At 71.3% G+C, this 12,115-nt stretch carries 10 protein-coding genes; 3 read left to right on the top strand and 7 right to left on the bottom strand.

The genetic code is table 11. From position 1 onward, the window contains the following. Positions 1-2: 2 nt before the first annotated feature. Both OG242_RS15460 and OG242_RS15455 read left to right on the top strand, forming a co-directional pair. A complete protein-coding gene (locus OG242_RS15460) occupies positions 3-1,076 on the top strand; it encodes a potassium channel family protein (protein WP_405901622.1) in 1,074 nt (357 codons plus the stop codon). Positions 1,077-1,108: 32 nt separating this feature from the next. After that, positions 1,109-2,098: an NAD(P)H-quinone oxidoreductase gene (locus OG242_RS15455; RefSeq protein WP_405898717.1), complete on the top strand. Its 990-nt coding sequence runs from the start codon at positions 1,109-1,111 to the stop codon at positions 2,096-2,098. Positions 2,099-2,166: 68 nt separating this feature from the next. On the opposite strand, the gene OG242_RS15450 is transcribed toward OG242_RS15455, so the two are convergent. The 7 genes from OG242_RS15450 to OG242_RS15420 form a co-directional block, all read right to left on the bottom strand. Next, positions 2,167-2,712 carry a bacterial proteasome activator family protein gene (locus tag OG242_RS15450; protein WP_405898716.1) on the bottom strand — a complete coding sequence of 182 codons (546 nt, stop codon included), beginning with the start codon at positions 2,710-2,712 and terminating at the stop codon, positions 2,167-2,169. A gap of 94 nt (positions 2,713-2,806) precedes the next feature. Continuing rightward, the gene (locus OG242_RS15445) at positions 2,807-5,656 is read right to left on the bottom strand and encodes an FtsX-like permease family protein (RefSeq protein WP_405898715.1); all 2,850 of its coding nucleotides are present in this window, start codon (positions 5,654-5,656) and stop codon (positions 2,807-2,809) included. After that, a complete protein-coding gene (locus tag OG242_RS15440; protein WP_405898714.1) occupies positions 5,653-6,420 on the bottom strand; it encodes an ABC transporter ATP-binding protein in 768 nt (255 codons plus the stop codon). The genes OG242_RS15445 and OG242_RS15440 overlap by 4 nt, the downstream gene beginning before the upstream one ends. 40 nt (positions 6,421-6,460) lie before the next feature. After that, positions 6,461-7,108: a PadR family transcriptional regulator gene (locus OG242_RS15435; RefSeq protein ID WP_405898713.1), complete on the bottom strand. Its 648-nt coding sequence runs from the start codon at positions 7,106-7,108 to the stop codon at positions 6,461-6,463. A gap of 72 nt (positions 7,109-7,180) precedes the next feature. After that, on the bottom strand, positions 7,181-7,654 hold the full coding sequence (locus OG242_RS15430; RefSeq protein WP_405898712.1) for a hypothetical protein: 474 nt from the start codon (positions 7,652-7,654) through the stop codon (positions 7,181-7,183). Positions 7,655-7,885: 231 nt separating this feature from the next. After that, on the bottom strand, positions 7,886-8,215 hold the full coding sequence (locus OG242_RS15425) for a hypothetical protein (RefSeq protein WP_405898711.1): 330 nt from the start codon (positions 8,213-8,215) through the stop codon (positions 7,886-7,888). Between the two features lie 202 nt (positions 8,216-8,417). Further along, on the bottom strand, positions 8,418-10,061 hold the full coding sequence (locus tag OG242_RS15420) for a protein kinase domain-containing protein (protein ID WP_405898710.1): 1,644 nt from the start codon (positions 10,059-10,061) through the stop codon (positions 8,418-8,420). Between the two features lie 349 nt (positions 10,062-10,410). Here OG242_RS15420 and OG242_RS15415 point away from each other — a divergent pair, with 349 nt between their 5' ends. After that, entirely contained in the window at positions 10,411-12,114 is a 1,704-nt protein-coding gene (locus tag OG242_RS15415; protein WP_405898709.1) for a protein kinase domain-containing protein, read from the top strand. Position 12,115 lies beyond the last annotated feature (1 nt).

The following is a 12,115-nucleotide window of genomic DNA, read 5'->3' as shown; positions in this document are numbered from 1 at the left end:
CGATGGCCAGGCGGGCCGACGAACAGGTCGTCCCCACCCGGGTGATGCTTCCGCGCCGGGTCGTGGACGGACCGGCGCGCCAGGTCGCCAAGCGGCTGATGATGGCTCTGATGGTGCTGGCCATCACCGTGTTCATCGTCTGGATCGACCGCGACGGCTACCACGACGCGGCCGACGGCAAGGTCGACCTGCTGGACGCGGTCTACTACGCGACGGTCACCCTCTCCACCACCGGGTACGGCGACATCACCCCGTACAGCGACGGCGCCCGTCTCATCAATGTGGTGCTCGTGACACCGCTGCGCGTGCTCTTCCTCATCATCCTGGTCGGCACCACCCTTGAGGTCCTCACGGAGCGGACCCGGGAGGACTTCCGGCTGAAGCGTTGGAGAACCAACTTGCGTGACCACACTGTCGTCGTCGGCTTCGGTACGAAGGGCCGCTCGGCCATCCAGACCCTGTGCGCCACCGGGCTGAGCAAGGAACAGATCGTCATCGTCGACCCGGCGTCCAAGGTGATGGAGATCGCCAACGCCGAGGGCTTCACCGGGGTCGTCGGGGATGCCACGCGCAGCGATGTGCTGTTGCGGGCCGAGTTGCAGAAGGCCCGTCAGGTCATCATCGCCACCCAGCGCGACGACACCGCGGTGCTGGTCGCGCTGACCGCCCGCCAGCTCAACCGGAGCGCGAAGATCGTGGCCGCGGTGCGCGAGGAGGAGAACGCCCCGCTGCTGCGGCAGTCCGGTGCGGACGCCGTGATCACCAGTGCCAGTGCGGCGGGCCGGCTGCTCGGCCTCTCGGTGCTCAGCCCCAGCGCGGGCACGGTCATGGAGGACCTCATCCAGCAGGGCAGCGGCCTCGACCTCGTCGAACGGCCGGTCATAAAGAGCGAGGTCGGCAAGAGCGTGCGGGAGACGGAGGACCTCGTCGTCAACGTGCTGCGGGGCCACCGGCTCCTCGGCTACGACGACCCGGCGGCGAGCCCGCTGCAGCTGACGGACCGCCTGATCACCATCGTCCGCGCCTCGAACGAGCCGCCCGCTCACCCGCCGCACCAGGGCGTCCCGCGTTCCTGAGACCGCTCCGTCCACGGAGTAGCCTCGCGGCCATGCATGCGATCACGATCCCCGAACCCGGTGGCCCCGAGGCGCTCGTATGGGCCGAGGTACCCGATCCCGTAGCCGGCGAGGGCGAGGTCCTCGTCGACGTCGTGTCCAGCGCGGTCAACCGGGCCGACGTGCTCCAGCGGCAGGGCTTCTACGCCCCGCCGCCCGGGGCCTCCCCCTACCCGGGCCTGGAGTGCTCGGGCCGGGTCTCGGCGCTCGGGCCCGGGGTCACCGGCTGGGCCGTGGGCGACGAGGTGTGCGCGCTCCTCTCGGGCGGCGGTTACGCGGAGAAGGTCGCCGTCCCGGCCGGCCAGCTGCTCCCCGTACCCGAGGGGCTCGACCTGACGCAGGCCGCGGCGCTGCCCGAGGTGACGGCCACGGTCTGGTCCAACGTGTTCATGGTGGCCCATCTGAGGCCCGCCGAGACGCTGTTGGTGCACGGCGGGTCCAGCGGCATCGGCACGATGGCGATCCAGCTCGCCAAGGCGGTCGGGGCGCGGGTCGCCGTGACGGCCGGCAGCCCCGAGAAGCTGGCGCGCTGCGCGGAGCTGGGCGCGGACATCCTGATCGACTACCGCGAGCAGGACTTCGTCGAGGAGATCCGCGAGACCACGGCCGGCGCGGGCGCGGACGTCATTCTCGACATCATGGGCGCGAAGTACCTCGACCGGAACGTGCAGGCGCTCGCCGTCAACGGCCGGCTCGCCATCATCGGGCTCCAGGGTGGTGCCAAGGGCGAACTCAACCTCGGCACGCTGCTGAACAAGCGGGCGGCCGTCACGGCGACCTCGCTGCGCGGGCGCCCGCTCGCCGAGAAGGCGGCGATCGTCGCGGCCGTCCGCGAACACGTGTGGCCGCTCGTCGCGGACGGGATCGTGAAGCCGGTCGTCGACCGCACGGTGCCGATGCAGGACGCGGCGGAGGGGCACCGCGTCATGGAATCCAGCGCCCACATCGGCAAGGTGCTGCTCCAGCCGCCCACGGCCGCCTGAGCGCACGCGAGCGTACGCGAGGGGCCCGGCACACAACGGTGTGCCGGGCCCCTCCCGTACGTGGTCGGTTACAGGTAAGGCCCCGAGCGGGCCGGGCCGTGCGGGTCGATCCCGCCCTCCTCCTCCGGGCCGCTGCCGGGCGGCAGCGCGCGGCGCATCTGCTCCAGCTGGGCGCGGGCCGCCATCTGCTGGGCGAACAGAGCGGTCTGGATGCCGTGGAAGAGGCCCTCCAACCAGCCCACGAGCTGGGCCTGGGCGATCCGCAGCTCCGCCTCGGAAGGGACGGAGTCCTCGGTGAACGGCAGGGACAGCCGTTCCAGCTCCTCCACCAGCTCCGGCGCGAGGCCGTCCTCCAGCTCCTTGACCGAACCGGTGTGGATCTCCTTGAGACGCACCCGGCTCGCCTCGTCGAGAGGAGCGGCCCGCACCTCCTCCAGGAGCTGCTTGATCATGCTGCCGATGCGCATGACCTTCGCGGGCTGCTCGACCATCTCCGTCACCGGAACCTCCCGCGACTCGTCGTCATTGCCACCGCCGCCGATCGCCATTCCGTCCTGCCCCACTACGAGGACCTGGGGGTGCTCCTGCGACCGTTCATTCCTCGGCATCTCCATGCCGCCATTGTCTCGCACACACGGCGTTCACCACTGTGGTGCCCCCGAAAACGGTTGATCCACCGCCCCCGGGGGCACCGAACAGCTCAGCCGCTCAGCCGGCCCGGCGCGCCAGGGCCACCCGGGAGCGGGTGAAGGCCGCCGCGAGGCCGCCCGCCAGCAGCGGAACCGCCACGGCCAGCAGGCCGATGGTCGCCCAGGGCAGCACGATCGGCGTGTACGCGGACTCCATGGGCTGCTGCCGCATGTACTCCATCGCTTCGCGCAGATCGACCAGCCGAAGCGCCACCGCGGGCACCAGACCCGCCGCCGTCCCGAGCAGCACCCCGGTCAGCGCCACCACCAGGCACTGGAAGCCGGAGAGCGTCCGCCGCACGCGCGGGGGCGCGCCGACCGCGCTGAGCGTGGTGAGGTCGGCCTCCGCGTCCGCCTTGGCGAGACCGGTCGTGATCGCGGCGGCGCCCACGGTCACCACCCCGGCGAACAGGGTGAGGATCAGCAGGATCGTGCTGTCCCGTTCGTTCGCCCCCGAGTTGCTCTGCACCCAGAGACCGCCCCCGGCCTGGTCGATGGCCGCCGAGGTCCGCTGGCTCTCCGCGTCCGTGGGCTCGTGGCTGACGGTGTACACGCTGCCGAGCGGCTGCGTGTGCAGGCCGAGGCGTTCGGCGGTCCGCTGCGGGAGGATCATGCGGATGCCGGGAGTGGTGGCGTACTCGGCCTTCGCGACGTACACCTTCAGCCGGTCCGTCGTCTTCCGGGCGGCGCCGGGGTGCAGCTTGCGGTTCTTCGTGTCCTTGGCGTTGTAGGTGTGGACGGCCTTCAGGGTGACCTCGCCGCTCTTCGCGTACGCCTCGTTGAGCAGGACGGGGGTGCCGGCCTTCAGCGCGGCGGCCGCCGCCGGGTCGTCCAGCTTCACGTAGGTGTCGAGCAGCGCCGCGTCACCGATGACGATGTTGTCGGAGTCGTAGCTGAAGGTCCCGGTGGAGTTGTGCACGTCCACGCAGGCGGGGGTCCGCATCATCGCGCGGTGCTCGTCGGCGGAGAGCCGCGCGGCCAGCTCCTTGGCGCCCTTGGTGTCGAGCGGGCAGGTGTGTCCCTTTCCGGTCGGCTTGACCAGCGAGAGGGAGCCACAGCCGCCGTTCTCGTCCTCGTAGTAGACGGTGCAGTCGCTGCCCGCCCAGACCCGGGATATGTCGGCCCGGCCGCCGGTCACCGCCATGTTGTGCTCGACGGCGGCGCGGGCCGCCGGAAGCCGCTCGGCGGTCTCGGTGTCGCCGGCCGTCAGGGCGATCGTGCCCTCGGTCAGCATGGGCGTGTAGGCGTAGTCGGACTCGGCCATGTTGCTGGCCATGTAGGTGGCGATGGCCACCGAGCCCGCGACCGCCGCCATGACGGCGGCCACCGCCGGAGCGGTACGGCCCCGGTTCCGGGCCGCGTCCCGCAGCGCCATCCGCGGCGAGAGCGGAAGCCTGCGCCCGAGCCGGCCCAGCAGCCCGACGATCACCGGGATACAGGCCAGCAGGCCCAGCTCGGCGACGACCGAGCCGCCGGCGACCATCGCGGAGTCGCCGCCGGTGCCCCCGTAGACGGCGACGAGCACACCGAGCGCGAGCACGCAGGCGCCCGTGATCGGCAGCACCCGGGAGCTGCGGCGCACCCCGCGCCGGCCGGTCAGCGACTCCAGCACGGACTGCCGCCCGGCCACGATCGCCGGGGCGAACGCCGCCAGCAGCCCGGTGACCAGGCCGAGCACGGCGATGACCAGGAGTTCCGTGGGGTGCAGCGCGAGGGAGCCGAAGCGGTGACCGGCCCAGCCCTCGATCAGCGGCCGGAACACCACCGTCAGCAGCAGGCCGGTCACGACACCGACGACCGCGCCGACGCCGCCGAGGACGAGACCGCCCCCGAGCACGACCGCACGGACCTGGCTCCGGTCGCCGCCGCACGTGCCGAGCAGGCCCAGCTGACGCCGGGAGCGGCGGGCGCCCACGGCGAACGCGGGTCCGGCCAGCAGCACGACCTCCAGGAGCGCCATCGCGACGACGGTGATCAGGGCGGCGCTGGTCTCGCCGGATGCGAAGGTCCGGGACTCGGCGTACTGCGGGTTCGACCGCAGCAGCGGGATCTCGGAGTCCGGCGGCGGGTTCTCGGAGACCTGCCGGGAGGTGACGAGAGCGCCGGCCTTGTTGGCCGCCAGCACGTCCTTCCAGACGATCCCGGCCTCCCCGGCCCCCTCGACCAGCCACCGCGTGTCGCCCGGATGCGGCGCCGGAACCTTCTTGTCGCGGTCGGCCAGCGCCTGCCAGGGAGCGATCACCGCGCCCGGCTCCGCGTACAGCTGCTTCGTCTCCAGGTCGGCGGGCAGTTCGACCGCGCCGGTGATCGTGTACTTCTTGCCGGAGGTCGTCACCGTGACGTCGGAGCCCACCTGCAGGCCCGCCGACTTCAGGAACGCCTCGGTGGCCACCAGCTCGTCCGCGCCGCGCGGGAACGCGCCCCCGACGAGGTCGATCCGCCCCCGGGCCATCGGGTCCGAGGTCTTCAGCTCGATGACCTCTGTGCTCGCGATCCCGTACGAGGTCGAGACGGTGGCCGACACGGACTGCTCGCTGATCACCCGCGCGTCCCGGGGGAGGACGGCGTGCATGTCGATCGGCGGCACGTCGTCGTCGGGAGTCTTCACGCCGTTGTACATGGTGCCGTCGGGCATCTGCTCGATCGGCCCCAGGCCGACGTCGCTGTACACCGCGTCGGCCGAGCCGATCTCGGCCGTCAGCTGCTCGGCCGGGCTCAGGTCCGCGCTGCGGTACGTGATGTCGGCGGCCGTCACCCCGAGGACCGGCAGCGCGATCATCGCGACCACCAGGGCGCTGCGGCCCTTGGCCCGCAGGGCGTCGCGGCGGGCTATCCGGAGGGCGGCGCGCCACCCCGTGAAGAGGCTCACTCGGCTCCCCCGGCGGCCAGCAGCGAGTCGGCTCCGGCCGTCAGCGTCTGGTCGACGATCGAACCGTCCCGCAGGAAGACGACCCGGTCCGCCCAGGCCGCGTAACGCGGTTCGTGCGTGACCATCACCCCGGCCGCGCCCTGGTCGCAGCGGTTGCGCAGGAGCGCGAGGACGGCCTCGCCGGTCTCGGAGTCGAGCGCGCCGGTCGGCTCGTCGGCGAGGACCAGGCGCCGGTCGCCCACCAGCGCGCGGGCGATGGCGACGCGCTGCTGCTGGCCGCCGGACATCTCGTCCGGGAAGCGGTCCGCGATCTCCAGGAGGTTCATCTCCTCCAGCGCGGCGCGGGCCTCCTTGCGGGCCTTGCGGACCGAGACGCCGTCGAGCTCGCGGGGCAGGGCGATGTTCTCGGCGGCGGTCAGGGCGGGGATCAGGTTGTAGTCCTGGAAGACGTAACCGACGCTGCGGCGGCGCAGGGCGGCGAGGCCCTTGCGGCCGAGCGTGGAGATGTCCTGGCCCTCGATGACCACCTGGCCGCCGCTCGCGGTGTCGAGGCCTCCGGCGAGGGTGAGCAGGGTGGACTTGCCGGAGCCGGACGGGCCCATCACGGCGACGAGTTCACCGGCGTGCACCGACAGGCTGATGCCGCGCAGCGCGTGGACCTCGGCGATTCCGGTGCCGTGGGTGCGGGTGAGCGAGCGGAGTTCGAGCACCGGTGCGTCCACCGTCAGGGGCGGTGCGGCTGGGGACGGGACGTGCAGGGACATGGTTCCCTCTCGGAACGGGTGGGTGTAAGGGGTGCCGGACTCAGCGGCGCGTGCGGGACCGGCCGGCGGGCCGGGCGGCGGGCCGGGCGGCGGGCCGGGCGGCGGTGCGGGTGGCCGGGCCAGGCGGCGGGCCCGGCTCCGGCTCCGTGGCGGCGGCCTCGGCGAGGCGGATCAGCCGGGCCTCGCAGTGGTCCAGCCAGCGGGCCTCGGCCTCCGCCTGGAAAATCAGCTGCTCCACGACGAGCAGCCAGGCCACCTCGTCGCGGTTGGCGGGCGCCTGGGCGAGGGACTGCGCCTTGAGGCGGGTGTAGTCCTGCATGGCCTTCACGGTGTGGTGCCGCTGGGCCTGGATGACGGCCCTGATGTCGACGCCGGGCGCCCCGACCGCCATGGCCAGCTTGATGGCCAGCTCGTCACGGGGCGGGTTGCTGCGGTCGACCGGCGTCTCGAACCAGGCGCGCAGCTCCGTGCGCCCGGCGTCGCTGATCGAGTAGAGGGCGTGGCCCTGGTCGTCCTCGCCGTCCTGGACGACCAGGCCGTCGCGCTCCAGCCTGCTCAGCGTCGTGTACACCTGCCCGACGTTGAGCGGCCAGGTGGAGCCGGTGCGCGACTCGAATTCGGTGCGGAGCTGGGAGCCGTAGCGCGGTCCGCGCTCCAAGAGGGCCAGAAGCCCGTGACGGATCGACATACTGAGTATGTATACCGAGTATGTTGATCACCGCAAGTCTCGTGGACGCGGTTCGGAGGGAGCCCCGTACGGTCAGCGGGCGCGGCGCATCCGCAGCGCGAGGAAGCCGAGACCCAGCCCGACCAGGGCGATCCCCGCCCCGAGCGACACCTGCTGCACCCGCTCGACGGTCGCCCCGTCCAGCGCCTGGCGCCCCGCCGGAAGCGGACCGGGGAAGTCGTCCGGATCGGGCGTGAAGGCCGGCACGGCGGCCGGCGCCGTCTCCTCGGCCCGCTGCTCCCGGTCCTCCCGCGCGTCCTCCCGGGCCACCTCGGCGGCCGACCGCCCGGGCCGCTCCCGCCCGGCCCCGGCGGGCCAGCCGGCGAGCGGCGACTGCATCTCCCCGGCACGCGGCGAACCGCTGGCGGAAGGGGAGGGAGAGGGCGACCCGGAAGCGCCCGGGGTCGGCGCCAGGGTCGCGATCAGGTCGGTGCGCGCGCATTCCTCGGCCGCATGTGCCGGGACTCCGGCCGTCGCGGCGAGCATTGCCGCAGTCGCGACCACCATGGTCGCCCTCCGCATGAAGACTTGCGATACGCACACTGCTCGAGTCATGGCGTCAGCGTCACATGGGGGTGAGGGACCGGCACTTAGAGCGGTGCAATCTGGTGAATCGAGATATGAGTTCGATCGGCCAGTCGTCATCAGTGTCGTTGCTGGGTTACCGGAATCGAGGCGCGTGGAAATGAAGCGGGTGCCGGCAACTTTTCTTTGTCGACACCAGCGCTTTCTTATTCGTTAGGCGTAGTAATTTGCTTTCCATGCGCTGTACGCGCAATTGAGGATTTCGTTGTCCTCTGCTCTGCATACTTGAAGGCGGACCTTTGCGATCCCCTTGGGGTCTTTGAGGGTAGTTACCCAGGTGTCCTGGAAACCCGCGCCGCCGTAGTTCTTTCGCCATCCCCAGTAGGCGACCGTGCCATCGTCGTGTTTGGTCATGAGGCGCAGTCGCGCGTTATGGCCATCCGAGACAGTGTCGACGGACCTTAGTTCGATCTTGCTGGCGTACGTGTGGCTGGCGAAAGTCACGTATGCCTCGCCGAACGCGCCGGTCGTCTCAGCGGACACTACGGCACCGTGCGCGGCCCATGCTGAATTCATCGAGAACGCGCTCAGGAAAGCTGTCGTAGCGGCCGTGAAGAGTATTGATTTGCCACGCATGTGCATAAGGGTCCCCCTTGCCGGTGTAAAGAGCAAGGAAATCCTAGCTTGTTTCCATTGTGTGCGGGTCATGAAATTTGAGCCTTAGTTGGCTTGTTCCGGCCTTGAACTACGCCGGGTCGCCCGTGGCGATCTCCAGCTCGAAGTGGGCGCCGGTCTTCGGGACCGCGGCTCCGGACGACGGGAACTGGTTGACGACCTGGTCCTCCGCGTACGCGTTGCCCGGGACCTTCTTCACCTTGAGCGTCCAGCCTGCCGCGTCCGCGCAGGCGCGCACCGAGAGGATGTCCTTGTACATGAAGTTCGGGGCGTCGACCTTCTGCGGGTCGTCGGTGTCCTCGTACGCTTCCGAGCAGTCGTCGGGGTCGATCGTCCGGTTCCGCTCCGGATCGCGGTGCTCGCCGGCCGGGGACTCGCTGGCCTTGGCCTCCGTGCCGCCCTTCTTGTCGTCGCCGTTGAGCGCGATGACCGTGATCAGGCCGCCGATCGCGACCAGCGCGACGACGATCGAGCCGATGATCACCGGCATGTTCCGCTTGGAGCCCCCGCCGGAGGCAGGGGTCGACGCCGTCTGCGGGGAGATCGTGTACGGCGTCGGCGTCTGGTGCTGGAGGGGTGCCTGGTTCGCGTAGGCCGGGACGCCCGTCTGCGGGTAGCCGTACGACGGGTTCGTGGCGGGGGCCGGGGTGGCCGGGCCGTACGGGCCGGGCTGGGGCTGGTAGGGGCCCGGCTGGTACGGCGTCTGGACGCTCTGCGGGGCGGGCGCGGACTGGTCGACCGGCGGGAAGACCGCCGAGCCGACCCCGGAACCGCTGTTCGCCGGGACGCTGCCGTCCCCGACGATCACCGGCGCGCCGGTCCGGCCGCCCGCGCTCAGCACGCGCGCGATCTCGTCCTGCATGGCCGCCGCGCTCGGGAAGCGCTCGTTGGGGTTCTTCTTGAGCGCGCGGGCGACGAGCGCGTCCATCGCCGGCGTCAGCGAGCGGTTGATCGTCGACGGGGCGACCGGCTCCTCCTGCACATGCGCGTACGCGATGGCGAGCGGGGAGTCCGCGTCGAAGGGGAGGCGGCCGGTCAGCAGCTGGAAGAGCATGATGCCGACCGAGTAGAGGTCGGAGCGCGCGTCCACCCCGCGGCCCAGGGCCTGTTCGGGGGAGAGGTACTGCGGGGTGCCGACGACCATGCCGGTCTGCGTCATCGACGTGACGCCGGACTGCATGGCGCGGGCGATGCCGAAGTCCATGACCTTGACGATGCCGCGCTTGGTCACCATGACGTTGCCCGGCTTGATGTCGCGGTGCACCAGGCCCATCTCATGGCTGGTGTCCAGCGCGGCCAGCACGTCCGAGGTGACCTTGAGCGCCTTGTCGGCCGGCATCGCGCCCTGGGTGCGGATGTCCGCCGCGAGGACCGAACCGAGCGGCTGCCCCTCCACGTACTCCATGACGATGTACGGCATCAGCGCGCCGCCGAGCTCGTCCTCGCCCGTGTCGAACACCGAGACGATGTTGGTGTGCTGGAGCTTGGCCACGGCCTGCGCCTCGCGGCGGAAGCGCTCGCGGAAGGACTGCTCACGGCCCAGCTCGGTGTGGAGGGTCTTGATCGCGACCTGCCGGTCGAGGGCGGAGTCGTACGCCAGGTATACGGACGCCATCCCGCCTTCGCCGAGCAGATCACGCAGCTGGTAACGGCCGCCGGCGACCGAACCGCCCGCGTAGCGACCCTGCGTACCGTGTCCGCCGTCCTGGCTCATGACTTGCTTCCCCCTCGGCGCGCGACTCACGCGAACTCTGCGTGCCACTCACGCGATGATCCGTATTACTGGCCAAGTCTGCCCGAGGGGTACGACACGTCAAGCCGGGTGCCCGTTCCGTGACCGTACGCGCTGGAAGCGTCTCGCAAGCGTTACAGGATCAGCATGGAATTTGCGTCGGCGGCGCGCCAGCCGATTGGATGGCCGGTCCGGCGCCGGATCGGCCTGTCGTACAGAGGCTGTAGCGTGACGGGGCAACGCGGCCGGCAGTGCAGCCGGCAACGCGGCAAGGCACCGTGAGACCCCGCGGACGCGCGGACAGAGCGGACAGATACGACGGCGAGGACTGATGGCACCCGAACCCGAAGCAAACGGCGGCGGAGTTCCGGATGGCACCGAATCCTTCGGCATCGGCGGGGTCGTCGGCGACGGACGGTACCGGCTGACCCACCGCCTCGGCCGGGGCGGCATGGCCGAGGTGTTCGCGGCGGAGGACGTCCGGCTGGGCCGCACGGTCGCGGTGAAGCTGCTGCGCTCCGACCTCGCCGAGGACCCGGTCTCCAAGGCCCGCTTCACGCGCGAGGCGCAGTCGGTCGCCGGGCTCAACCACCATGCGGTCGTGGCGGTCTACGACTCCGGCGAGGACACCGTCGCCGGCCAGACCGTCCCGTACATCGTGATGGAGCTCGTCGAGGGCCGCACGATCCGCGACCTGCTGCTCAACGCCGAGGCCCCGCCGCCGGAGCAGGCGCTGATCATCGTCTCCGGGGTGCTGGAGGCGCTCGCCTACTCGCACCAGCACGGCATCGTGCACCGCGACATCAAGCCCGCCAACGTGATCATCACCCACTCCGGTGCGGTCAAGGTGATGGACTTCGGCATCGCCCGCGCGCTGCACGGCGCGCAGTCCACGATGACGCAGACCGGCATGGTCATGGGCACGCCGCAGTACCTCTCCCCCGAGCAGGCACTGGGCAAGGCCGTCGACCACCGCTCCGACCTGTACGCCACCGGCTGCCTGCTGTACGAACTGCTGGCGCTGCGGCCCCCGTTCACGGGCGAGACGCCGCTCTCCGTGGTGTACCAGCACGTGCAGGACATCCCGGTCCCGCCGTCGCAGATCCTGGACTCGGTGCCGCCGGAGCTGGACGGGCTCGTCATGCGCTCGCTGGCGAAGGACCCGGACGACCGCTTCCAGAGCGCCGAGGAGATGCGCGGGCTGGTCCAGTACGGCCTGCAGATGCTCCAGGTGCAGGGCGGCCACACCGGGACGTGGAACACCGGCCAGGTCGTCCTCAACGACGGCCCCGGCACCCCGCCCCGCGGCATGACCGGCGCCACCCGCGCCATGGGCGGCTACCCGCAGCACGGGGACACCTCGCAGGCCCCGATCCTCCCGCCGATGAACCCGGACGACGGGGGCTACGACGGCGGCAGCACCCGGCAGGGCGGCGGCGGGCGCGGCAAGCTGTTGCTGTTCGTCGTGCTCGCCCTGATCGCGATCGGCGCGGGCGTGGCCATCGCGCTCAACGCGGCGGACGGCGGCGGCAAGAAGCACGAGAAGCAGCCGACCGAGACCTCCAGTTCGCCGACGCCGACGGAGGACTCCCCTACGCCGACGCCGGAGGAGACCGAGAGCAACACCCAGCAGCCGGGCAACAGCACCGGCGACGGCTGGGGCGACGACACCCGGAAGCCTTCGTACACGCCGAGCCAGACGTCCGAGCCCCCGTCCTCCTCCTCGCCCCAGCCGGGCACGGGCGGCACGGACGGCGGCGGCACGGACGGCGGTGACACCAGCGGCAGCGGGTCCGGCGGGGACGGCGGCAACGGTACGAGCGACGGCGGTACGGGGACCAACGGCGACACCGGCACGACCACCGACGGCGGCAATACGGGTACCACCGACGGCGGCAATACGGGTACCAGCGACGGCGGCAGCACCGGCACGAGCGAAGGCGCGTCCGAGGGCTCGGACGGGGCCGCCAGCGGTGCCGCCGAGGGCGCTACCACCGGAACCGCGGTGGGCGCGACCGGCACGACCACCGGCTGAT

This window comes from Streptomyces sp. NBC_00727 (assembly GCF_045161745.1).
In the GTDB taxonomy this organism is placed as follows: domain Bacteria; phylum Actinomycetota; class Actinomycetes; order Streptomycetales; family Streptomycetaceae; genus Streptomyces.
This window is presented reverse-complemented; position numbering and strand designations above follow the sequence as displayed.

Excerpts from the sequence above, each read along its gene's own strand:
- OG242_RS15460 (WP_405901622.1), top strand. The coding sequence starts at position 3 with ATGGCCAGGCGGGCCGACGAACAGGTCGTCCCCACCCGGGTGATGCTT.
- OG242_RS15455 (WP_405898717.1), top strand. The coding sequence starts at position 1,109 with ATGCATGCGATCACGATCCCCGAACCCGGTGGCCCCGAGGCGCTCGTA.
- OG242_RS15450 (WP_405898716.1), bottom strand. The coding sequence starts at position 2,712 with ATGGAGATGCCGAGGAATGAACGGTCGCAGGAGCACCCCCAGGTCCTC.
- OG242_RS15440 (WP_405898714.1), bottom strand. The coding sequence starts at position 6,420 with ATGTCCCTGCACGTCCCGTCCCCAGCCGCACCGCCCCTGACGGTGGAC.
- OG242_RS15435 (WP_405898713.1), bottom strand. The coding sequence starts at position 7,108 with ATGTCGATCCGTCACGGGCTTCTGGCCCTCTTGGAGCGCGGACCGCGC.
- OG242_RS15430 (WP_405898712.1), bottom strand. The coding sequence starts at position 7,654 with ATGGTGGTCGCGACTGCGGCAATGCTCGCCGCGACGGCCGGAGTCCCG.
- OG242_RS15420 (WP_405898710.1), bottom strand. The coding sequence starts at position 10,061 with ATGAGCCAGGACGGCGGACACGGTACGCAGGGTCGCTACGCGGGCGGT.
- OG242_RS15415 (WP_405898709.1), top strand. The coding sequence starts at position 10,411 with ATGGCACCCGAACCCGAAGCAAACGGCGGCGGAGTTCCGGATGGCACC.